General features: G+C 63.0%; 21 protein-coding genes and 1 tRNA gene. 4 read left to right on the top strand and 18 right to left on the bottom strand.

Annotation, left to right across the window (positions count from 1 at the left end):
- Positions 1-4 precede the first annotated feature (4 nt).
- The 3 genes from AC0L3S_RS05385 to AC0L3S_RS05375 form a co-directional block, all read right to left on the bottom strand.
- Positions 5-868 carry a branched-chain amino acid ABC transporter permease gene (locus tag AC0L3S_RS05385; protein WP_473278340.1) on the bottom strand — a complete coding sequence of 288 codons (864 nt, stop codon included), beginning with the start codon at positions 866-868 and terminating at the stop codon, positions 5-7.
- Between the two features lie 65 nt (positions 869-933).
- Positions 934-2,187, bottom strand: coding sequence for an ABC transporter substrate-binding protein (locus AC0L3S_RS05380; protein ID WP_473278339.1), 1,254 nt, complete (start codon positions 2,185-2,187; stop codon positions 934-936).
- A 179-nt stretch (positions 2,188-2,366) separates the two neighbouring features.
- Positions 2,367-2,729 carry a DUF1428 domain-containing protein gene (locus tag AC0L3S_RS05375; protein WP_473257559.1) on the bottom strand — a complete coding sequence of 121 codons (363 nt, stop codon included), beginning with the start codon at positions 2,727-2,729 and terminating at the stop codon, positions 2,367-2,369.
- A 295-nt stretch (positions 2,730-3,024) separates the two neighbouring features.
- On the opposite strand from AC0L3S_RS05375, the gene AC0L3S_RS05370 reads away from it, so the two are divergent.
- Positions 3,025-3,098, top strand: a tRNA-Gln gene (locus tag AC0L3S_RS05370).
- A 61-nt stretch (positions 3,099-3,159) separates the two neighbouring features.
- Here the strand turns inward: AC0L3S_RS05370 and rnz are convergent.
- Positions 3,160-4,062 (bottom strand): ribonuclease Z, encoded by a 903-nt coding sequence (rnz, locus tag AC0L3S_RS05365; RefSeq protein ID WP_473278338.1) that lies wholly within the window; start codon positions 4,060-4,062, stop codon positions 3,160-3,162.
- 265 nt (positions 4,063-4,327) lie between these two features.
- Here rnz and AC0L3S_RS05360 point away from each other — a divergent pair, with 265 nt between their 5' ends.
- On the top strand, positions 4,328-5,830 hold the full coding sequence (locus tag AC0L3S_RS05360; protein ID WP_473278337.1) for an amidase: 1,503 nt from the start codon (positions 4,328-4,330) through the stop codon (positions 5,828-5,830).
- 22 nt (positions 5,831-5,852) lie between these two features.
- Here AC0L3S_RS05360 and AC0L3S_RS05355 read toward each other — a convergent pair whose 3' ends face one another.
- A complete protein-coding gene (locus AC0L3S_RS05355) occupies positions 5,853-6,458 on the bottom strand; it encodes a TetR/AcrR family transcriptional regulator (RefSeq protein ID WP_473278336.1) in 606 nt (201 codons plus the stop codon).
- Between the two features lie 201 nt (positions 6,459-6,659).
- On the opposite strand from AC0L3S_RS05355, the gene AC0L3S_RS05350 reads away from it, so the two are divergent.
- A complete protein-coding gene (locus tag AC0L3S_RS05350) occupies positions 6,660-7,901 on the top strand; it encodes an efflux RND transporter periplasmic adaptor subunit (protein WP_473278335.1) in 1,242 nt (413 codons plus the stop codon).
- 150 nt (positions 7,902-8,051) lie between these two features.
- The gene (locus tag AC0L3S_RS05345) at positions 8,052-11,240 is read left to right on the top strand and encodes an efflux RND transporter permease subunit (RefSeq protein WP_473278334.1); all 3,189 of its coding nucleotides are present in this window, start codon (positions 8,052-8,054) and stop codon (positions 11,238-11,240) included.
- Here AC0L3S_RS05345 and AC0L3S_RS05340 read toward each other — a convergent pair.
- The 13 genes from AC0L3S_RS05340 to AC0L3S_RS05280 all read right to left on the bottom strand — a co-directional run bounded on the left by AC0L3S_RS05340 (position 11,237) and on the right by AC0L3S_RS05280 (position 21,183).
- Positions 11,237-11,965, bottom strand: coding sequence for a sulfite exporter TauE/SafE family protein (locus AC0L3S_RS05340; protein ID WP_473278333.1), 729 nt, complete (start codon positions 11,963-11,965; stop codon positions 11,237-11,239). The genes AC0L3S_RS05345 and AC0L3S_RS05340 overlap by 4 nt on opposite strands.
- A 14-nt stretch (positions 11,966-11,979) precedes the next feature.
- Entirely contained in the window at positions 11,980-12,156 is a 177-nt protein-coding gene (locus tag AC0L3S_RS05335) for a hypothetical protein (protein WP_473257574.1), read from the bottom strand.
- Positions 12,149-12,406, bottom strand: coding sequence for a hypothetical protein (locus tag AC0L3S_RS05330; protein ID WP_473278332.1), 258 nt, complete (start codon positions 12,404-12,406; stop codon positions 12,149-12,151). Before AC0L3S_RS05330 ends, AC0L3S_RS05335 begins: the two co-directional genes overlap by 8 nt.
- A 228-nt stretch (positions 12,407-12,634) precedes the next feature.
- Positions 12,635-13,753: a helix-turn-helix transcriptional regulator gene (locus tag AC0L3S_RS05325; RefSeq protein ID WP_473278331.1), complete on the bottom strand. Its 1,119-nt coding sequence runs from the start codon at positions 13,751-13,753 to the stop codon at positions 12,635-12,637.
- Between the two features lie 112 nt (positions 13,754-13,865).
- Positions 13,866-14,984 carry a helix-turn-helix transcriptional regulator gene (locus AC0L3S_RS05320; protein ID WP_473278330.1) on the bottom strand — a complete coding sequence of 373 codons (1,119 nt, stop codon included), beginning with the start codon at positions 14,982-14,984 and terminating at the stop codon, positions 13,866-13,868.
- A 165-nt stretch (positions 14,985-15,149) separates the two neighbouring features.
- On the bottom strand, positions 15,150-15,398 hold the full coding sequence (locus AC0L3S_RS05315; protein WP_473278329.1) for a DUF6894 family protein: 249 nt from the start codon (positions 15,396-15,398) through the stop codon (positions 15,150-15,152).
- 82 nt (positions 15,399-15,480) lie between these two features.
- Complete coding sequence (locus tag AC0L3S_RS05310) at positions 15,481-16,452, bottom strand: helix-turn-helix transcriptional regulator (protein WP_473278328.1); 972 nt, start codon at positions 16,450-16,452, stop codon at positions 15,481-15,483.
- A 228-nt stretch (positions 16,453-16,680) separates the two neighbouring features.
- Positions 16,681-17,838: a helix-turn-helix transcriptional regulator gene (locus AC0L3S_RS05305; protein ID WP_473257589.1), complete on the bottom strand. Its 1,158-nt coding sequence runs from the start codon at positions 17,836-17,838 to the stop codon at positions 16,681-16,683.
- A gap of 240 nt (positions 17,839-18,078) precedes the next feature.
- Positions 18,079-18,591 (bottom strand): hypothetical protein, encoded by a 513-nt coding sequence (locus AC0L3S_RS05300; RefSeq protein WP_211399667.1) that lies wholly within the window; start codon positions 18,589-18,591, stop codon positions 18,079-18,081.
- Positions 18,592-18,681: 90 nt separating this feature from the next.
- Positions 18,682-19,128 carry a MaoC family dehydratase gene (locus AC0L3S_RS05295; RefSeq protein ID WP_247297582.1) on the bottom strand — a complete coding sequence of 149 codons (447 nt, stop codon included), beginning with the start codon at positions 19,126-19,128 and terminating at the stop codon, positions 18,682-18,684.
- 384 nt (positions 19,129-19,512) lie between these two features.
- Positions 19,513-19,935: a hypothetical protein gene (locus tag AC0L3S_RS05290; protein ID WP_007592397.1), complete on the bottom strand. Its 423-nt coding sequence runs from the start codon at positions 19,933-19,935 to the stop codon at positions 19,513-19,515.
- 12 nt (positions 19,936-19,947) lie between these two features.
- On the bottom strand, positions 19,948-20,169 hold the full coding sequence (locus tag AC0L3S_RS05285) for a hypothetical protein (protein WP_007592399.1): 222 nt from the start codon (positions 20,167-20,169) through the stop codon (positions 19,948-19,950).
- Positions 20,170-20,364: 195 nt separating this feature from the next.
- Positions 20,365-21,183 carry a lytic murein transglycosylase gene (locus tag AC0L3S_RS05280; protein ID WP_473278327.1) on the bottom strand — a complete coding sequence of 273 codons (819 nt, stop codon included), beginning with the start codon at positions 21,181-21,183 and terminating at the stop codon, positions 20,365-20,367.
- Positions 21,184-21,222: the final 39 nt, after the last annotated feature.

Below are 21,222 nucleotides of genomic sequence, written 5' to 3'. Positions count from 1 at the left end.
CTCATCACATCTTCCCCATCAGGCCCTGTGGCCGGAACCAGAGGAAGAGCAGGAACAGGACATAGACGACGATGTCCTTGTAGATCGCGCCGATCAGATAGCCCGACAGCGACTCGATCACGCCGATCAGCAGGCCTGCGACAAGGGCGCCCGGCACACTGCCAAAACCGCCGAGCGACACGGTGACGAAGGCGACGATGCCGAGCGTCTCGCCGACGGTCGGCACGATGTAGAAGAAGTTCGCGATCAGCGCGCCGGCAAGCCCGGTGGCGCCGGCCGCAATCGCCCAGGCGATTGCCTGCATGGTGTCGGGACGGATGCCCATCAGCTGGGCTGCGGTTTGATCCTCCGCCACCGCCAGCATCTTCGAACCGAGCGACGTCCGCGTCAGCAGCAGATGCAGCCCGAACGTGACGAGCAGCGCGACCACGCCGGCAAGCAGCCGCGAGGCCTCGATGCGCAGGCCCGCGAACGCATAAGTGCCCCCCACGATGTTCGGAGGCATCGACAGGAAGTTGGCCCCGAACCACCAGAACACGGAATAGCGCAGCAATAGCGCAAGCCCGAAAGTGCCGAGAATCTGCGCCAGCATCGGCCCTTTCATGATATCGCGGATCAGGGCGAAATAGACGACGACGCCGACGGTCGCGAGCACCAGCGTCGCCAGCGGCGCACCGAGGAGCGGCCCTCCCCCCATCAGGGTGTAGACGACATAGGCGACATACATGCCGAGCATGACGAAATCGCCATGCGCGAAATTGACGATGTTCATCATGCCCCAGACCAGCGTGAGGCCTGAGGAAAACAGGGCGTAGACGGCGCCAAGCAGAAGCCCGCCGACGATCACCTGTACGAGGACAAAGGACATGAGCCAGTGTTGCTCTGATCAAATCATTTCGGGAGTGGCGGGGCGCGCAGCCCCGCCTTCAAATCTCACCAGCCCTTGTAGGGCAGCACCGGCGCCTTCGCGGCGTTGGCCTTCGGCCACACCGCGGTGTAGTTCTCGCCGTCCTGGAGCTGGATGATGAGCCCGGACGCGAGAATATTCTGGCCCTTGTCGTCGAACTTCACGCCCTTGTAGCCCATCATCAATTGCTCGGGCTTCAGATCCGTCGCCTTCAGCGCGGCCTGGATTTTTGCAGGCTCAGTCGAGCCGGCGCGGTCGATCGCGTCGGTCAGCACGAAGAAGCCCTGCATCTGACGGCCGACGGTGTCGTCCATCTCCTCGCCGCTCTTCTTCTTGTACATGTCGGCGATGATGGCCGACGGTGAGCCGGCCGGCCCCACCGACCATGACGAACGGTTGAAGACGCCTTGCGATATCTTGCCGACCGCCTTGATAAAGGAGGGATCGGAATAGCCGGCGTCATCGGCCAAAAGCACCGCCGGCTTGTAGTCGAGCGACTGCATGGTCTTGGCGAACAGGATCGCATCCGACGTGTAGCTGATCATGATGATCACGTCGGGCTTCTTGTCCTTGAGCTGGAGCACCTGGCCCTGAACATCGGTCGCGTTGACGGGATAGGCGACGTCAATTGCGATGGCCTGGCCCTTCTCCTTGAAGGCGGCGCTGATCGTGTTGGCGACCGAGGTGCCGTATTCGGTGTTGTCGTGAACCAGCGCGATTGCATCGGTCTTGGCGCCCTGCGCCTTGATGTCGGCGAGGAAATCGACATAGGCCTTGGCGAAGTCGGTGGCGATCGGCGTGGTGCGGAAGAACCATTTGAAGCCGCGCTCGGTGAGATTGGCAGCGACCGACTCGGAGTTCAGGAAGGGAATGCCGTATTTCTCGGCGATCGCGCTCGACGTCAGCGTGACGCCAGACTGATAGGAGCCGAACACGGCGGCCACCTTGTCTTCCGTAATCAGGCGCAGCGCCTGGTTCTGGCCTGTTGCCGGGTTGCCCTGGTTGTCGGCGAACACGATCTCGATCTTGGCGCCGCCGAGGCCCGCAAGGCCTGCGTTCTTGGCCAGCGGCAGAGTCCCGAGTTCGGGATGAGCGTTGTTGATGATATCCATGGCGACCTCGAGCGCCGCCTTGGCGTGCGCCCCGATCGAGGCGGTGCCGCCGGACATCGGCAGGATCGCGCCGATCTTGACGATTTTGTCCTGGGCCTGCGTGCCAGAAGCGAACGCAACGGATATCGCGGCCGCGCAAAGCAGCCCGGTGACGTGCTTCAATCTCATGAAATCAGACCTCCCAAAGGGTTTCCCCAACCAGATTTTTTGGAAGCTCGGCTAAGCGCCCGCTTCCGTTGTTTATGCCTGGCGATGAGAGGATGGCATGCTGGCCCGGTACCGGCAAGCAAAACGGCTTGCCACGATGCTGCATAGACAAGCACCGACGTGTGGGCTGGGTCAGCGCCTCACCCCACGGGGTCGCTCGCCGTCAGCAGCGTCGTGAAGCCGCCATAGATCATGCGCTTTCCGTCGAACGGCATGCCGTCCAACTTCAGCCGCGGGTCCGCCATCACCTTCTTGTTGACGGCGTCGCGAGTCTCCCGGTCGCGATAGACGATCCAGGAAAACACCACGATCTCGTCCTCCTTCGCCATCACCGCACGCGGAAACGAGGTGAGCTCGCCATAGGGCACGTCGTCGCCGATGCTTTCGACATAATCGAGCGCACCGTGCTCCATCCAGATCGCGCAGGCCGTTGTCGCCAGCGCCTTGTAGGCCTGGATCTTGTCCTTCGGCACGGCCAGCACGAAACCATCGACATAGGGCATCACGGATCTCCTTGTTGTGTGTCCGAAGGACGATGGGGCGCGTAACGATCCGACCGGGAAGCGTGATTTCGGATGAGGCAAACGGTCGCGCGCCGCCGCGGCGCTCCGCCGGAGCCTCCACCCCACGGCCCGCAGGCCGCAGGTGAACCGCAAAACATCCCTGCGTCGCAGCGCTTGCCAGCCCACAGCCGAGCGGGTAGAAACCCTCCACGCCTGAGCCGTGATTTGCGCGATAAGTGCCATCGGCCGCAGCCGGACAAATCAACAAGTCCTTGAATTTGTTCGGCTATTCCGTTGGGGAATGGTGTAACGGTAGCACAACAGACTCTGACTCTGTTTGTCTAGGTTCGAATCCTAGTTCCCCAGCCACCGCAGGTTAAGCGGCTCACAATCAGACCGTCAGAGGTTGCGCTCTCTTTGAGCGCTGCCGCTAGATCACGATGCGATCGAAGTCGGCGGCGATCCGCGTGTTCGGAAAAATTATCGTCGCTTCGGCCAGAATCTCTTCGTCGCGATAACGCCCGGACATGTGATTCAGCACGAGTTGCCCGACGTTGTTCGCGGCGGCAAATGAAGCCGCCTCGCGTGCGGTGAGGTGGCCATAGTCCGGTGCGGTCGCGGCGTCGCAATCGAGGAAGGTCGCCTCGATCACCAGCAGGTCGGCGTCGGCCACATGTTTGGACAGCCCCTCGGTGGTTTCGGTGTCGCCGATCACCACGAGTTTCCTGCCGCCGCTCGGCGGCCCCATGACGTCTTCGGAATCAATCGTGCGGCCGGCGATCACGACTGGTCGTCCCGCGGCCAGTTCTCCGCGCATCGGCCCATCGGGAACACCGAACTCGGCGAGGCGCGCCCGCTCAAGATGGCGACGTGAGGGACTCTGGAAGCAAAAACCAAAGCTGTCGGTGTCGCGGTGGCGAACCGGAAAGCAATCGATGGTGAAGTCGCCGGCGTCGATAACCTGTCCTTCGGCCAGCGGCGCGAACTCCACAGGGATCGGCGCCCTGCCCGCGCCCCACAGGCCAGCAAGCATGCGGATGACGATGTCGAGCGTGCCCTGCCCTCCATGAACGGTCATCGCGTCCGATTGCTGACGCAACCCCAGCGTCGAGAAGAGACCGGGGATGCCGAGCACGTGATCGAGATGGGCATGCGTCAGCAGGATGCGGTCAAGCCGTCGAAAGCCCGCGCCGCTGCGCAGCAACTGGCGCTGTGTGCCCTCGCCGCAATCGATGAGAACGCGCTTGCCCGCTGCCTCCACCAGGAGAGCGGGATGGTTGCGCTCCGCGGACGGAACGCTCGCCGAAGTGCCAAGGAATGTCAGGGCGAACATGCTCGTCAGTATCCAGGCTTCACCGCCCCCAATGCCACGTGAGCAGCAGCGCGTACAGAGCCCATCGATCGCGCGTAGATCGCGGCAAGAGGTGCGTATCCCGCGATCTGATTGCCAGGCGCCGCCTTCGGACCCCGACCGGCGGACAGATCTGGTTCCCGTTGCGCGGCCTCCTCATCCCATCTGCCAAACTGCATGCTCAATCCTCGGATTGATTTGCAGCCGAACGACATCAGCGCGGCGATGCAAGGCAATGGAGATCGTGATGCCGCCCGGATTGACCGCCACTGACTGGGACTATGGTTCGATCAGCACACTGCTGAGCGCCCTGCACGCACGCAAACTTTCTGCGTCGGAGTTGATCGATCATACGATCGCGCGGATCGAGGCGCTGGACGGGCGGATCAATGCCGTCATCGCTCGCGATTTCGATCGCGCAAGAGACGCCGCACGCGCCGCTGATGCCGCGCTTGGCCGCGGCGAGCGCCTGCCATTGCTCGGCATCCCCGTGACGTTGAAAGAACCGTTCAACGTCGCCGGCCTGCCGACGACATGGGGCTTTCCGCATTTCAAAGATTTCCAACCGGCGGAGGACGCCCTTGTCGTCTCGCGGTTGAAGGCGGCGGGCGCCATCATCATCGGCAAGACCAACATCCCGATCGGTCTGCGGGATTTTCAGAGCTACAATGATATCCACGGGACGACGAACAATCCGTGGGACCTCGGCCGATCGCCCGGCGGCTCTTCAGGCGGATCGGGCGCGGCGCTGGCCGCGGGATTCGGTCCGCTCTCGATGGGCTCGGATATCGGCGGCTCGATCCGGGTCCCGGCGCATTTCTGCGGTGTGTTCGGACACAAGCCGAGCCTCGGCCTGGTCCCGCTGCGCGGATACAGCCTTCCGCCGGCACCGCCCGCGCCTGGCCAGGGCGATCTGGCCGTCGTCGGGCCGATGACGCGCACCGCCTCGGACCTTGCGCTCGCCCTCGACGTGATCGCGGGGCCGGATGAGACGCGCGACGGGATCGGCTATCGTCTTGCGCTGCCGGCCCCGCGCCACGACCAGCTCAGGGATTTCAGGATCCTCGTGATCGATACGCATCCGTTGATGCCGACGGGCGATGCCGTGCGTTCCGCCATCGGGCGGCTGTCGGACCGGCTCGAACGATCAGGCGCACGGGTCGCTCGCTCAAGCACGTCGCTGCCCGATCTCGCCGAATCCGCGCGGCTCTACATGAAGCTGTTGAACGCGGCGCGAAGTCCACGCCTGACACCGGCCGCCCTCGCAGAGGCGGAAGGCGTTGCCGCGGCACTCTCGCCCGACGACCGCAGCCTGCAGGCAGAGGGCGCGCGCGGCTGGGCGATGGTCCATCGCGAATGGCTGGCGACCGATGCGGCGCGCTTGCGGCTCCAACAACGGTGGCAGGAACTGTTCCGAGATTTCGACGCAGTGATCTATCCGGCCGCGGCCGTGCCGGCGTTTCCACAGGACCAGTCAGAGCCGTTCGACGCGCGGCAACTCGATATCGACGGACAGCTCTACAACTATGCCGATGCGTGCTTCATCTGGGCAGACCCCGCTTCGACCTGCGGACTGCCTGCGACCGCCGTTCCGATCGAGCGCACGCCATCGGGCCTGCCGATCGGCATCCAGATCATCGGGCCTTATCTCGAGGACCGCACCACAATTGCCTTCGCCGGACTGATCGAACACGCGTTCGGCGGCTTCGTCCCGCCGCCGTCGCTGGCTGCCACGCAATCGGTGAGATGATAGAGGAAGGCGGCAACGGTCGTCAGGTTCTTTCAGTCGATTGCGCCTCGACCGCCTGTACGGCGACACTCGCGACCTGCTGCAACGCTTCGCGGTCCGAGCCCGAAGACGCCATCACGCCCATACCGACGGATACCGCTGAGACATAGCGTGCGAGTGCCGCGGGGTCGGCGCTCTCCTTGAGATCGCCTTCGGCCTTTGCGCGAATGAAGCGATCGCGGAGCTGATCTTCGTTCTCGGCGCGGCGGGCGGCGAGTTCAAAAGGGACGCTCTCTGATCCGGTGCCGCACGCAATGCCGCCCTGCACAAGCAGGCAGCCCGGCGGGTTGGCCGGATCAGTTTGCTTGTCGGCGATGCCCATCAGCATCCGCTCGGCGACGTCGCGGGCGGTGGGTGCCGCCACCACCTCATCCATCCAGACGTTGCGCAATTTGGTGTAGCGGTCGAGTGCGGCCTTCAGCAGCCCTTCCTTGTTGCCGAAACAGGCATAGAGGCTGGGCGGATTGATCCCCATGGCCTCGGTCAACTGAGCGATCGTGGCACCCTCGTAGCCATGGCGCCAAAACACTTCCATCGCCTGGTCCAACGCCGTTTCGGCGTCGAATTCGCGGGGGCGTCCCATGCCCATGTGCCTGTTCTCCTCGAAATCGGCATCGTCTCTCAACCTAACGCCGGATCCTATCTCTTTGTTCTCGCTTTATTTTCTCTTCCGCTTGCCAACTCTTGCGGTAAGCGGCTACAATTTTCTTAGCGGACGGTACATAAGTATCTTGCGCTGCGGTATCCAGCTCCACATCTGTAGTGAACACTACATATCTGGAGCGCGCAAATGCCCCCCTCCCAAAATACCTCTCGCCCTGGCCGTGTTCGCCGCCTTCTCGGCGGCGTCGCCATCGTGGGCGCTCTCGTCGTAGCCGGCTCGATCGCGACGGGCCATTACTTTCGTGCCGCGCAGGCGACCGCGACCGCCGCGGCCGAGCAAGCCGTTCCCGTCACTATCGCGCTGATCGAACCAAAGCAGACGGTGCTGTGGGACGATTTCTCCGGCCGGCTCGAGGCCATCCAACGCGTCGAGCTACGCCCGCGCGTGGCCGGTGCGATCCTTTCGACCAACTTCACCGAAGGTGCGTTGGTGAAGGCAGGCGACGTCCTCTTCAAGATCGACCCGGCGCCCTACGCGGCCGAGGTCGACAAGGCCGCGGCCCAACTCGAAGCCGCGAAAGCGCGCGTGGTGTTCACGCAGAATGAGCTCGAGCGCGGCGCGCAACTGGTCGGCAACGCGGTGGTCACGCGGCGCGACTACGACCAGCGCGACAATGCCAATCGCGAGGCCATCGCCAACGTGAAGGCGGCCGAGGCGACGCTCCAGACCGCAAAACTCAATCTCGATTACACCGAGGTACGTGCGCCCGTGGACGGCCGCGTCGGCAAGATCGAAATCACCGTCGGCAATCTCGTCGCCGCCGGCACCGCCTCTCCGGTGCTGACCTCGCTGGTCTCGGTCAATCCGATCTATGCCTCATTCGATGCGGATGAAGAGCTGGTGGTGCGGGCGTTGAACTCGATTTCCGAGGACTCCGGCAAGCGCGGCAATCTCGACCAGATCCCGGTCGCGATGGCGACCTCCGGCGGTCTCTCGGCCAAGGGGCACATCCAGCTCATCGACAACCAGGTCAACGGCCAGAGCGGCACCATCCGTGTCCGCGCGGTGTTCGACAACGAGGACGGGCGTCTCATCCCCGGTCAGTTCGCCCGCGTGCGCATGGGCCAACCGAAGCAGCAGGCGCTGGTGATGATCGACGAACGCGCGATCGGCACCGACCAGGACAAGAAGTTCGTGATGGCGGTTGGCGACGACAGCCGCGCGGTCTATCGGCCGATCACGCTCGGCGGCGCGGTCGATGGCTTGCGCATCGTCACCGCGGGCCTGAAGTCCGGCGACCGCATCGTAGTTAACGGCCTCCAGCGCGTGCGCCCGGGTGCCCTCCTCAAGACGGAGATCGCGGCGATGGGCGCGCGCGGGCCGCAGCAGGCCTCCAACCACAGCAATCAGGACGTCGCGCAGCGCTAGCACTCTCCGCTTCCGGAGCGCGCGGGCAGCGCGAGCCGGAATGTCGAATTCGTTGAACTACCAAGACATCGCTTCTGGATTTCCGGGTTTGCGGGCTTTGCCCGCGCCCGGGAATGACGGAAGAGCTGTCTCTCGCGCAGGGGCAAAGCCATGAATCTCTCGAAGTTCTTCATTGATCGTCCGATTTTTGCCGGTGTGCTGTCGGTCCTGATCTTCCTCGCCGGCCTGATCTCGCTGTTCGCGATGCCGATCTCGGAATATCCCGATGTCGTGCCGCCCTCCGTCCTCGTGCGCGCGACCTATCCCGGCGCCAATCCCAAGGTGATCGCCGAGACGGTGGCTACCCCCATCGAGGAGCAGATCAACGGCGTCGAAGGCATGCTCTACATGTCGAGCCAGGCCACCACCGACGGCGCGATGACGCTGACGGTGACGTTCCGGCTCGGCACCGATCCTGACAAGGCGACGCAGCTGGTGCAGAACCGCGTGCAGCAGGCCGAGCCGCGCCTGCCGGCCGTGGTGCGCCAGCTCGGCATCATCACCAAGAAGTCGTCGCCCGACCTCACCATGGTCGTGCATCTCTTGTCACCCAACGGCCGCTACGACATGACGTATTTGCGCAATTATGCCGTGCTCAACGTCAAGGACCGTCTTGCACGGATCGACGGCGTCGGCGACGTCCAGCTCTATGGCGCTGGCGACTACTCGATGCGGGTCTGGGTCGATCCGCAGAAGGCCGCCGAACACGGACTGACTGCGAGCGACATCGTCAAGGCGATCCAGGCGCAGAACGTCGAGGCCGCTGCCGGCGTAGTCGGCTCCTCCCCGAACATCAAGGGCATCGACCTGCAACTGTCCGTCAATGCCGAAGGGCGGCTCGCGAATGAAGAGCAATTCGGGGACATCGTGGTCAAGACCGGTACGCGTGGCGAAGTCGTGCGCTTGCGCGACGTCGCCCGCATCGAGCTCGGCGCGTCCGAATACGGCCTGCGCTCGCTGCTCGACAACAAGCAGGCAGTGGCGATCCCGATCTTTCAGGCGCCCGGCTCCAACGCGCTGGAGATCTCCGATCACGTCCGTGCCACCATGGCCGAGATCAAGAAGAACATGCCGGAAGGCGTGTCCTACCAAATCGTCTACGATCCCACCCAGTTCGTGCGCTCCTCGATCGAGGCCGTCATCCACACCCTGCTGGAGGCGATCGCGCTGGTGGTGCTGGTGGTGATCCTGTTCCTGCAGACCTGGCGCGCCTCGATCATTCCCCTGCTCGCGGTGCCGGTATCGATCGTCGGCACGTTCGCGGTGATGCACGTGTTCGGCTTCTCGATCAACGCGCTCAGCCTCTTCGGGCTCGTGCTCGCGATCGGTATCGTCGTCGACGACGCCATCGTCGTGGTCGAGAACGTCGAGCGCAATATCGAAGGCGGGCTGTCGCCGCGCGATGCGACCTATCAGGCGATGCGTGAAGTTTCCGGCCCGATCATCGCGATCGCGATGGTGCTGATCGCGGTCTTCGTGCCACTCGCCTTCATCTCCGGCCTCACCGGGCAGTTCTACAAGCAGTTCGCGCTGACGATCGCGATCTCGACCGTGATCTCCGCCATCAATTCGCTGACACTGTCGCCGGCCCTGTCGGCGCTGCTGCTCAAGGGACACAATGAGCCTAAGGACCGGCTAACGATCATCATGGAAAAGGGCCTCGGCTGGTTCTTCCGCGGATTCAACAAGGTGTTCACACGCTCGTCAGAGAATTACAGCGGCACCGTTACCAAGGTGATCTCGGGCAAGGCCGCAGTGATGGGACTCTATGTGGCGTTGGTCGGCGTGACCGCGCTCCTGTTCCAGCAGGTGCCGAGTGGGTTCGTGCCGGGCCAGGACAAACAGTATCTGGTCGGCTTCTCACGACTGCCTGATGGCGCAACGCTGGACCGCACCGAAGACGTCATCCGCAAGATGAGCGACATCGCGCTGACCCAGCCCGGTGTCGAGAGCTCGGTTGCATTCCCGGGCCTGTCGATCTCGGGCTTCACCAACTCCTCCAACGCCGGCATCGTGTTCTCAACGTTGAAGCCGTTCGACGAGCGCAAGAGCCCCGCGCTGAGCGGCAATGCAATCGCGGCCGACCTCAACAAGAAATACTCCGGGATTCAGGAAGCCTTCATCGCCATGTTCCCGCCGCCGCCGGTCAACGGTCTCGGCACCATCGGCGGCTTCAAGCTGCAGATCGAGGATCGCGCCGGCCTCGGCTATGAGGCGCTGAACCAGGCGACGAATGCGTTCATGGCGGCGATGCAGAAGGCACCGGAGATCGCCGGCGTGTTCTCGAGCTTCCAGGTCAACGTGCCCCAGCTCTTTGCCGACATCGACCGCACCAAGGCGCTCCAGCTCGGCGTCCCCGTGACGGAGGTGTTCAACACGCTCCAGATCTATCTCGGTTCCTACTACGTCAACGACTTCAACAAGTTTGGCCGCACCTATTCCGTTTACGTGCAGGCCGACGCGCCGTTCCGCGCGCGTGCCGACGACATCAAGCAGTTGAAGGTGCGCTCGTCCTCCGGCGACATGGTGCCGCTGTCGGCGTTGCTCACGATCCGCCAGAGCGCGGGCCCCGAGCGCGCGATCCGCTACAACGGCTTTCTGTCCTCCGACATTAACGCGGCGGCTGCGCCCGGCTTTTCCTCCGGCCAGGCACAGGAGGTCGCGACGCGGATCGCGGCGGAGACATTGCCGCCCGGCTTCGCCTTCGAATGGACCGACCTGACCTATCAGGAGTTCATCGCCGGAAATTCCGGCCTCTGGGTGTTCCCGCTGGCGATCCTGCTGGTGTTCCTGGTGCTGGCCGCACTCTATGAAAGCCTGACCTTGCCGCTCTCAATCCTCATGATCGTGCCGATGGGCCTGTTGGCTGCGATGTTCGGCGTCTGGATCTCCAAGGGCGACAACAACGTCTTCACCCAGATCGGCTTGATCGTGCTGGTGGGACTCTCGGCCAAGAACGCGATCCTGATCGTCGAATTCGCGCGCGAGCTCGAGTTCGCAGGCCGCACGCCGGTCCGGGCCGCCATCGAGGCGAGTCGGCTGCGGTTGCGCCCAATCCTGATGACCTCGATGGCGTTCATCATGGGCGTGCTGCCGCTGGTGCTCTCGACCGGTGCCGGCTCGGAGATGCGGCGCGCCATGGGCGTCGCCGTGTTCTCCGGCATGATCGGCGTCACCGTATTCGGCCTGTTCCTGACGCCGGTGTTCTATGTGCTGCTGCGGACGGTCACCGGCATGAAGCCGCTGACGCATCACGGCAGCGACACCAGCGCGGCGCCGGTGCAACCCGTCGGGCACTAGATCAGGGAAATCCCTGACAGCAACAACAAAACGAGCACGGTCTTGCGAAAGACCGTCTCGTTGACCCTGTGGAACGCGATCACGCCGAGCGCGGAGCCGGCGAACAGCGCCGGCAGGCTGACCGCGAGATCGACGAAGACTTTTGACGACAGATCCTGATGTCCGATCAGCAGCGCGATCGCGAACAGCTGCATCGCGGCGATGAACGGCTGCACCAGACCGCGCTGCTCGCTCTTGGGCACGCCGCGCATGTCGCACCAGATCGTCGGGATCGCGCCGGGCATCGCGGTCAGCCCGCCGACCAGCCCTCCCCCGAACCCGATCAACGCGACCCAGTGTCGCCCGACCGCCTCGCCGGCCGTCACCAGCGTCGGCCGCAGCAGCATGTAGGCCGCATAGAGTGCGACGATGATGCCGAAGCCGCGCCGGAGCAGATGCGTATCGGTGCTCTGGAGCAGCGACACCGCAATGGGAACGCCGATCAAGCCACCGACGATCAGCAGCAGACTGCCTTCCCAGCGAATATTGCGCCGAAGCGCCCACAGATTGGTGGCCTGCACGCCGATGCTGCACGCCATCATCAGCGGCACGGCTTCGAGCGGCTGAAACACCCGGAGCAGGATGGCGCCCGCCACTGCGGAAAAGGCAAATCCCGAGAGCCCGGAGACGAACGCACCGGCAAACACGGCGGCGCTGAGCAGCATCACAGTCGTGACATCAGGCACAATCCGCCCTCCGGTCAGTCGTAGGGAATTTGCAAGACCGGGATATCGGCGCTCTCGGTGCAAACGGCCGGCACGAGTGGAACCGACGGATGCGCGTAAGCGTGCGATCGCTCCAGCATCGCGAGGCCGACCAGTTGGAGAGCAACGAGCGCCGCGGTCAGCGCAATGGCGACGATGCTGACGTTACGCACGCTCGAATTTGGGGTGGCCGGTCTTGGGCTCGCGCGGATCAACTCCGTTGGCATTTTCAAAAGTATCCTCTTCACGGGAGACGGGAATAATTTCATTCAAACACGGCGCTTCGTGCGGCCGGTCCAGCAGGTGGCGATAGCGTTGCAACACGCGCTGCGCGTCGATTTCCCGCTGCGCGCGGAGTACCGCGCCTATGCGGGCGACGATATCGCGGAACCTGCCTGTCAGAACCGGTGACGCCGTTCGCATGACAATCTCCTCTCAATCTGTTCGAGAGATTGACGGGATCCACTTCCGCCTGCAGTGAGTTGCTTCACACAATGCCTGACATGTCGAACAACAGACCGCGTGATGTTCAGTAGAATAGAGCGCGGAAAATCGCGTCATTCGATCGAACGACGCGCGATAACTTTCTAATGATGTTTCTGATTGAACCTATTGCGAGCTGCTGCGACTCGCCTGCGTTTTGAACGCGTCTCAGTGCACGAGCGGATTGGAGAATCCAGCTGCGAGCTTGACGAGATCGGCTTGACGAGAAACGCCGGTCTTGGCGAACACCCGATGCAGATGCGTCTTCACCGTCGTCTCTGCGATACCGAGCGCAACCGCGGTCTCCGGCACGCCGCCGACATCGACGATCGACTGCAAGACCCTCAGTTCCGCAGGCGTGAGTTCGAAGGTGCGATCAATGAGACCGGCACATGAGCGGCCGTCGAGTTCCGCTTTCCAGATGAACAAGGCTCCTACGGCCGAACTGCGCTCGGCCGTCCCCTCGCGCAGCAATGACGGCAGCGCGATGATTTGCGCGACGTAGTAGGAACCGTCACGCGATATCAGCGGAATTTTCCGCCCCGAAGATGCCGCCAAAGCGACTTCGCTTGTGTCGCGGAAGATATCGCGCAGGGCCGAGTTTGCAGCGGAGGAGCTTGCCACCAACCGGCCCGAGACAGACCGCAGGACATCATCGACGGCCAGGATCGTCTCCGCGGCCAGATTGCTGTGGACGATATGACAGGTCGAATCGAGCAGAATGACGCCCGCGTTGAGTCGGTCCACGACGTCGGTGAGCGCGATCGCGCGCTGCTGCTTCCGTTCGATGGCCCGGTTGATCAGCAGCGCCCGGCTCGCATGCGGAACCAGGAACTGCATCCGCGCCCGTTGTTCGGCGTCGAGCATCTCCCTGCCCGGGATCACCGTCATCAGCATCGGACAGGACGACTTCGACTGCTCGAGCACCACGTTGGCGACGTCGACGCAACCTTGGGGGCGCAGCCATTCCTGGTAGAAGCGGCCGCGGCGATATTCGTCGAAATCCACGAGATCGGGGATGTTGCGCACCTCGCCGTAGCGCGGAAGCCGAGCGAGCGGGTCGTACCGGGAGTAGGTCTCCGCATAGAGCTGAATGTAGTGCGGATCGACTCCGCAGTAATAATGCGTCGCGCCCGATTTGCTGACCGGGTCCTTCGAAATCAGACCACAGGCCTGGCTGCCGATGAAGGCATTGAGTTTGACAACGACCTCGCTCCACAACTCCGGGTGGAGACCCGCGTCATAGATAGTCTCGATCAACTCGGACGGCTTTGGAGGTCGGGGCATCGGAAGAGCCAATGGTGACACATGGAGATGGCGACATGTTCTTCATGCCTGGCGGCTTCCGTGAGTCTTTCGCGGGAGCGAAAGGTTCAATCGCGATGGCAAAATCAACGGTCTAGTTGACGAGCGGATTGGAGAACCCTGCTGCAAGCTTGACGAGATCAGCCTGACGCGAAACGCCCGTCTTGGCGAACACGCGGTGCAGATGCGTCTTCGCCGTCGTTTCCGCGATACCGAGCGCGACCGCCGTCTCCGGGACGCCGCCAACCTCGACGATCGACACGAACACGCGCAGCTCGGCCGGCGTAAGGTCGAATGTCCGCGCGATCAATTCGCCGTAGGACTGTCCGCCGAGCGATACCTTGCGCAGGAGCAGCGCACCGACGGCATCGACCACCCGCTCGCTGCGGTCCCGCAGGACGGACGACAGCGGCAGGATGTGCGCGACGTAACGCTCGCCCGAAGGCGAAAGCAGTGAAAACGCATGCCCCTTTGTGGCAAGCAGGGCAATTTCATTGCGGGCCGTGAACGCTTCCCGCAGCGTCTGATTGGCCTCCGCACTGCTGGTCACCAATTGCCCCGCAACGGACCGAACCAGATCGTCGGCCGCAAGCAAATCGTGCCCCGCGGAATTCGCGTGCACCACCCGGCAGAAACCATCGAGCAGGAAGATGCCGCAGGCAAGATTGTCCAGGACCTCCGCCAGCGCTGTCGCCAGCGTCAGTTGCGAGGTCATGGCGCGGTTGATCAGCAACGCGCGGCTGGCGTGCGGGACGACCAGCGAGAGGCGGTGCTTCATCACGGGATCCACCATCCGGCGGCCCGACAGCACCGTCATCATCACCGGGCAATTCGGATTCGAATCCTCAAGCACGACGTTGGCCGCATCGCTGCAACCCTGCGGCCGCATCCATTCCTGGTAAAAGCGTCCTCGCCGATATTCATCGAAATTGACGAGATCCGGGATGCTGACGATCTGGCCATGCGGCGGCAGGACTGTCAGCGGATCGAACTCCGAATGCGTCTCGGAATAGAGCCGGATGTAGTGCGGGTCCGCCCCGCAATAATAGTGCGTGACGCCGAATTTGCTGACCGAGTCCTTGGAAAACAGCCCGCAGGCCTGGCCGCCGACGAAGTCGCGGATGCCGGTGACGACGTTATTCCACAGCGAGGGATCGAGCCCGGCATCGTAGATGGCCTCGACCAGGTCGGGCAGTTTCCGTGGTCCGTGCATGGCTATAAATGGCCTGGGTGATCAATATCACCAAGCATACCACAACCACAGCATGCGGCATCCTCCGATCGGAGGACGCCGGCCCGGCGGATCGAGCCGGCCGGAACGAACGGACATCCGTTTTGGGCGCTGCTGATGCGGAGTTGCAATACCGCACCGGGACGCTCACGCCTCGTCCCAGCCGACCTTCTCCAGATTCTCCGACCAGACCGCGGCGCGATAGATCTCGCGCCCGTCGCTGTCTCTGACCCGGATGCAGGCATCGCGGCCGCGCAAATCGTCGCGCCAGACGAACAGGTGGCTTGCCATCTCGTTGGCCACCACGAATGTCGCTTCGGGGCATTCGAACACCATGCCACCCGGATCGATCTTCACGATATTGCCGAGCATAAGATCAAAGAAAAAACGGCGCATGCAACACAACACTCCAACTGCGGGCGGCGCACGCCCGTGCCGTCTCCAATCGGCATTTGACCTGACATTCAATCGCGCGCGGTCACGACATCTCGCGGCTCCTGACGTCACTGGGCGTGGCGCCATAAGTCCGCCGGAAGCAGCGGTTGAAATAGGAGAGATCGCCGAAACCGACATCGTAGGCGATCGAGCTGACCGTCCGCTCGGCGTATCCGGGTTCGCGCAACATGCGATGTGCACGCTTGACGCGTTGTTCGATCAGGAAGGACGAGAACGTCTTGCCGTCGGCCTCGAACAGGCGCTGGAGATAACGCGGCGTCACGCCGAGCTCGTGGGCGACCGTGGCAACCGACAGGTCCTGCCGCCAACAATTGTTGGCGATGGAGGCTTTGGCCTTCTGCAGCCGTGCCGCCTTGAGGCCGCGCCGCCCGGCCAGTTCCCGCGGCTCGTTGGTGGCACCGAGGACGATTGCCAGAAGATCGTGCAGATGCCCGACCCCGAGCTGGCGCAAATTGGGCATCGCGAACGCATTCTCCCGCACCAGCGTCACCGCGTAATCGACCAGCAGCCGAAGTCCCGTTGAACTCTCCGGTATGACCCTCATCACAGCGTCATCGACATCCACGATCATCGGCGCCAGCACGCGTCTCGGCACACGCAGCGAGAAACAGCTACCCAGCGACAATCGCTCGAACGTCGTGACGTCCTCCGCGCTCGTCAGGACAGCCTCTCCGGCACGGAGGCTCAGATCGTGCCCTCGCTCGGATATCCCAAGCACGCCGGATCGATTCACGATCAGGGCCAGACTGTCATCGCCATCGGCAACCATGTGCTTGGTGCGAATGACCCGCGCTCCGCACAATCCTCCGATCAGCAATTGGGCTTCCGGCATGACGTGGGACGTGAAGCTCGCCGCGAACGGCTTTCCTTCCCTGGGCTCGACCTCCGCTTTCAACACCCCGCGGCAGTAAAAATCGCGAAGCAGAGGGATGCGCTCGTTTTCGGGAATTTCGTTCGTTGAAACGTTGATAACGGAAAAATCAAACTGGCTCACTGCAATCCTCCAACCGATGAGCAGGCCGGCCGCGCGCTGTCGTTCCTCACACTCGCGTTCGATGCCGTCGTGGCATCTCTTCGCGGCGCTTGCTGCTTTTCACTTTTCTGCAACGCGATATACGAAAGTCTCAAATGACTCGCGTCCTGCATTCGGAGGACACCGGAGCTCGGCTCATCACAATGGATTGAGATTGCGGCACATAGCCGGCGAACCATGTGAAATAAATCACAAGGCATCGTCACCGTCGTTCGTTCGACGCGCGAATGGAACGGCAAAGCCGGTGGCGATCTTGACCAGGTCGGCCTGCCTGCCGGCGCCGGTCTTCTCGAACAGGCGACCGAGATGCGTCTTCACCGTCGTTTCGGCGATGCCGAGCTTTGCCGCAATGTCGGGAACGCCGCCAATCTCGATAATTGCCATCAATACGCGCAATTCGGACGGTGTCAGCCTGAAGGCCGCAGCGATCGCATCGGCTGCGAGCCATGTCGCCGCCGATGCCTTCTGAACGAACAGCACCGTGGCTGCAACATCTCGCGATGGAGTGCGATCGCGCTTCAGGGGAAAAGCGTGGAGCAGATAGTGCTGCCCATCAACTGATGTCGCAAGCTCGATCTGACGGCGGGGAACGGAACGAGTTTCGTTCCCTGAATCGATTTCGCACAGGCCACGGAATATTTTCTCGGTCTGGGTGTTACGGGCCACGATCCGGTCGCCGACCATTGCGAGCAGTCTGGCATCCGCGAACAGCCCGCGGCATGCTGCGTTGGAATGCACGACGCGGCCATCTGCGTCGAGCAGGCAGATCGCCGTGCTCAGCCCATCCAAGATATCGGCAAGGTCGTCCACGGTATGCGAGCGTGCCCTGATCTGCCGGCCCATGATCCTGGCGCGCTGGAGGTGCGGAGCAAGCAGCCGCATGCGCTCACGCATCGGCTCGTCGACGAGTCCGTGCGACCGGTGCCGCAACACCTGCAGGATCGTGGTGCGCGTGGCCGACGTCTCGAGCGCGACGGTTGCAAGGTCCATCGCTCCTTGCGGTTCCACCCACTCGCGATAGAAGCTCGTTGTCAGGAAATCCGCATGAGGCATGATGTCGGCTACGCCGATCGTCTGTTCCGCCGCGAGCGTGAGATGACGATCGAGCAGAGGGTCCAGCTCCACATATCGGTCGCGATATAGCTGGCGGAAGCGGGATTCGCTGCCGAAATGCTCATGGATCTCGATCGAGAGCCTGGCTCTGTCCCTGGACAGGATGGTCGCGGCACATCCGCCGATGAAATGCGAAACCTGTTCCAGCACCCCGCTGCGTAGCGCGGGATCGACCGCCGCGTCGTAGATCTCGCCGACGAGAGACGAAAACCGATTTGCGTGGAGGATTGTCATCGGCCGGACGACGCAATCGACGCGGAGAAAACGTTGCAACGAAATGCTGGAATATCGAACATCGTCCTTGCGTAACGTCAACCGCAGGATGCGGCTTGGACGTTTTCGCCAAAGACTAGGATAAATGCGAACAGCGCGCGGACTGTGTGCGATGAGTCACGTGCGCGATGCGTCAGGCGCCGCGCGCTGCAGAACCCTGTCGTCACCGATCCCGCCGACGTCGCATCCGATTCCGGCAATTTACTTGCGATTCTCCTCGCAGAATTTCAGCGCCGCCAGCGCTTCACCGGCACGCGGCACCTGCATCTCGATGCTGTCGTCGTCATCGTCCTCGAAATCGAGCGAGAGACGCTTGGCCTTAGACAGCCGGTCCATCATGGACTGATCGTATTCGAAGATGCCGCGCACGGTGGTCTTGTCCATGACCTCCCACTTGGCCTTCTTCATGATATCGGCGTCGTCGGTGCCGACATCGGCCCGGAGGATCTCACCAACCTTGTCCCACTCCCAGCCGTCATAGATCATGACGATGACAATAGCCTTCTCGGAATAGGTAATGACGATGACGTAGTCCCGGTTCTCGTCTTCCTTGTCCTTGTAGCCGCGGCTCGCATTGCAATGTGCGTCTTGCGTACGCTTTTCGATGGTCCAGTCGCCGACCTTGGATTGTTGCGCCTGCACCGGTCTTGCGGTCAAAGCGACTGCGCTCAAGGCGCCGGCCAGCAACCCGGCGGCGAGAAGAGATCGTTTCATGTCAGCCTCCAGCGTGTTCCCCGGACCGAGATGACCACCTCTGCCGGTGACCCGCAAGGGCTTCAGGGGTGCGTAGGCCCCGACCTTGCCCTACTCCCGCCGCGGCACGATCGCGATCGGGGTGAAGGTGTAAACCTCCTCGCCGTTCTGGTTGAACATGGTCCATTTCACCAGTGCGATACCCTGCGGCTTCGACTTCGACGGCGTCAGGCTCATGACCTCGCCAACCAGATGCAGGCGGTCATCGGGCCGTACCGGGATGGTCCAGCGCAGCCCGTCGACGCCGGCGCCGATCAGCGGATGCGGGCCGAAGGGGCGGGTCTGGATCGCGAGGCTCATGGCAATCGCAGCGGTGTGCCATCCCGAGGCAGCGAGACCCCGGAACAGGGTCTGCTTGGCGGCTTCGTGGTCGAGATGCATCGGCTGCGGATCGAACTCGGCCGCGAACCGCTTGATGTCGGCCTCGGTGACGTGAACTTCGGGGGATTTGAACTGCATTCCAATGGTGAGATCGTCGAACCACTCGACCTGCGCCATGATTTCGCCTCGCCATGTGATGCGCCGCCTCGCGGCTAATGGGATTGAGCAAGAGCGGGATGTAGCGGCTCCGCAGCGCACAAACCAGCCCGGGGTTCCCCAAGAAACCCGTTTCCAGATGCGACGAAACACGCCTGAAACAGATGCTCGGTTATCTGGTTGTCAAAATCATACAGGGACGGCCACCATGCAATTCTTCCTCGACCTGATCTGGGATTATTCCTGCTGTCAGCACCTCGTCGCCCTGGCGCCGCAGGAGGACGAGCTATGATCGAGCTGATCTCGGCCCTGCTCGCGCTTTGCAGCGTCGGCGTTTTTGCAGCGCACGCGGTGGATGCCTATCGCACCACACATTACTGATAGCCGTGCACTGATAGCCTTGCCCTAGAACGGCCGCCGATAGAAATGCTCCGAATGCGTTGCCGGCGGAAACCTGTTGGCGAGCGCGAGAGCTCCCCTTTCGTCGGTTTCAAGTGCGATCTTCTGTGCGAGCATGACGTCGCCGGGGACGAGAAAGCCTGACGGGACAAAGCACCACCCCATTGTCGCGTTTCCGGCCGCGTCGATCTCGTGGACATTGGCGGCGGTGCCATAGTGGATGCGATAGGTCTTGCCGGTATCGCAGCCGACGACATCGAAATGCCGGTACTGCTCGAATTGCGCGCGCTGCGCCGGTGACAGCCATTCGGCCAGGAGCCGCCGGCCGCGGGCATCCGGCGTGTTCTCGCCGAAGAAGCGCCGATAGAGTTCGCGTAGCGCATGCAGACGCGCACGCGCCGGCGCGCGGAGCCAGACCGCCGCGATCATGAGCAGCTCAGATCAACCGCCGACCAGGCGGGGATAGAACAGCGTTTCCTGCGCGGTCGGGTCGAACGATCGGATCCGGGTGACTTCGCCGGGTCCGGTTCGCAGCGCGGCGGTGAAGCCCGCTCCGGTCAGCTCCCGAAAGCGCCGTTCGGCCCGCGCCAGCGCTTCGGCATTGCCAGGATCAAACTCGTGGCGCGTGTCGCCAGTCTGGTCCATCACGATCTGGGTTGCCATGTTGAGTCTCCTCATGCCCAGCCCTGTTCGATCAAAGCAAACCTCGTGCCGTCGGTTCCAGTTGGCAACAACTTTCTCTTGCCCGCGCATCACGCCTTGCTGAGCAGCAGGGTGCCCAAGCGAAGTGGATGCCGGTCCGCATAAGGAAAACGCGCCAAAACAAGAAGCTAGAGCCCGTTCGAAACGGGGCTCTGGTCAGCGCGAGGCGGCCGTACCTCCGCCCTCGTCGATCTGCCGTCCCATCAGGGCGATCGCCTTCTGATAAACGCCGGCGGCATTCCAGGCTTCGATGGCGGCGAAATTCGGCTCGCCCGGCTGGTAACCGGCTCCTGCACGCCAGCCGTGGGCCTTGAGGAAATTCGCTGTCGAGTTCAGCGCATTGGCGGCAACTTCGAGATTGCCTGTGCCGTAGGCCAGGATGTTCTTGGGCATGAACTGGGTCTGGCCGACTTCGCCGTGCATCGAGCCGCGGGTTGCCCCCGACAGCGTGCCGCGATCGATCAGCTTCAGCGCCGCATAGAGCTGGTCGGTGAAGAATTCGGGACGGCGGCAGTCGTAGGCGAGCGTCGCAATCGAGGAGAGCATGTTCTGGTTGCCGCGCTGGCTGCCGAATCCGGTCTCCATGCCCCAGATCGCGATCAGCGGCCCCGGCGGAACGCCATAGCGCTGCTGGATCGAGGCGAACAAGGCGGCCTGCGACTGCTTGAGCTGGCGCCCCTTGGCGACGATGGTAGTGGCGCCGCGCTTGGCGAGGAATTGGTCGAGTGTCAGCGAGAAGCTGCGCTGGCCGCGGTCGGCCGCGATGGTGGCACTGGCGTAATTGGTCTGCATCAGCGCCCCGAGCGCGGTCTGGCCGACGCCTTTGCCCTGCGCTTCCGCACTGAACTCGCGCTTCCAGGCCTCGAAGCCGGCCGGCGAACTGCCGCATTGCGCGGCGTGGGCGGCGGGCGAGAGGCAGCCGAGCAGCGTCATCGCCCCGAAAACCGCCGCAGTTACAGTTCTGCCCCTGATCATGTCCAATGTCCTCTCTCTGGCGCGATCCAATGCCCGAGC

The sequence above is a fragment of the Bradyrhizobium sp. Ken01 genome (assembly GCF_055807355.1).
This window is presented reverse-complemented; position numbering and strand designations above follow the sequence as displayed.

Coding starts and splice junctions, on each gene's coding strand:
- AC0L3S_RS05385 (WP_473278340.1), bottom strand. CDS start 868: ATGTCCTTTGTCCTCGTACAGGTGATCGTCGGCGGGCTTCTGCTTGGC.
- AC0L3S_RS05380 (WP_473278339.1), bottom strand. CDS start 2,187: ATGAGATTGAAGCACGTCACCGGGCTGCTTTGCGCGGCCGCGATATCC.
- AC0L3S_RS05375 (WP_473257559.1), bottom strand. CDS start 2,729: ATGCCCTATGTCGATGGTTTCGTGCTGGCCGTGCCGAAGGACAAGATC.
- rnz (WP_473278338.1), bottom strand. CDS start 4,062: ATGTTCGCCCTGACATTCCTTGGCACTTCGGCGAGCGTTCCGTCCGCG.
- AC0L3S_RS05360 (WP_473278337.1), top strand. CDS start 4,328: ATGCCGCCCGGATTGACCGCCACTGACTGGGACTATGGTTCGATCAGC.
- AC0L3S_RS05355 (WP_473278336.1), bottom strand. CDS start 6,458: ATGGGCATGGGACGCCCCCGCGAATTCGACGCCGAAACGGCGTTGGAC.
- AC0L3S_RS05350 (WP_473278335.1), top strand. CDS start 6,660: ATGCCCCCCTCCCAAAATACCTCTCGCCCTGGCCGTGTTCGCCGCCTT.
- AC0L3S_RS05345 (WP_473278334.1), top strand. CDS start 8,052: ATGAATCTCTCGAAGTTCTTCATTGATCGTCCGATTTTTGCCGGTGTG.
- AC0L3S_RS05330 (WP_473278332.1), bottom strand. CDS start 12,406: ATGCGAACGGCGTCACCGGTTCTGACAGGCAGGTTCCGCGATATCGTC.
- AC0L3S_RS05325 (WP_473278331.1), bottom strand. CDS start 13,753: ATGCCCCGACCTCCAAAGCCGTCCGAGTTGATCGAGACTATCTATGAC.
- AC0L3S_RS05320 (WP_473278330.1), bottom strand. CDS start 14,984: ATGCACGGACCACGGAAACTGCCCGACCTGGTCGAGGCCATCTACGAT.
- AC0L3S_RS05315 (WP_473278329.1), bottom strand. CDS start 15,398: ATGCGCCGTTTTTTCTTTGATCTTATGCTCGGCAATATCGTGAAGATC.
- AC0L3S_RS05305 (WP_473257589.1), bottom strand. CDS start 17,838: ATGACAATCCTCCACGCAAATCGGTTTTCGTCTCTCGTCGGCGAGATC.
- AC0L3S_RS05300 (WP_211399667.1), bottom strand. CDS start 18,591: ATGAAACGATCTCTTCTCGCCGCCGGGTTGCTGGCCGGCGCCTTGAGC.
- AC0L3S_RS05295 (WP_247297582.1), bottom strand. CDS start 19,128: ATGGCGCAGGTCGAGTGGTTCGACGATCTCACCATTGGAATGCAGTTC.
- AC0L3S_RS05290 (WP_007592397.1), bottom strand. CDS start 19,935: ATGATCGCGGCGGTCTGGCTCCGCGCGCCGGCGCGTGCGCGTCTGCAT.
- AC0L3S_RS05285 (WP_007592399.1), bottom strand. CDS start 20,169: ATGGCAACCCAGATCGTGATGGACCAGACTGGCGACACGCGCCACGAG.
- AC0L3S_RS05280 (WP_473278327.1), bottom strand. CDS start 21,183: ATGATCAGGGGCAGAACTGTAACTGCGGCGGTTTTCGGGGCGATGACG.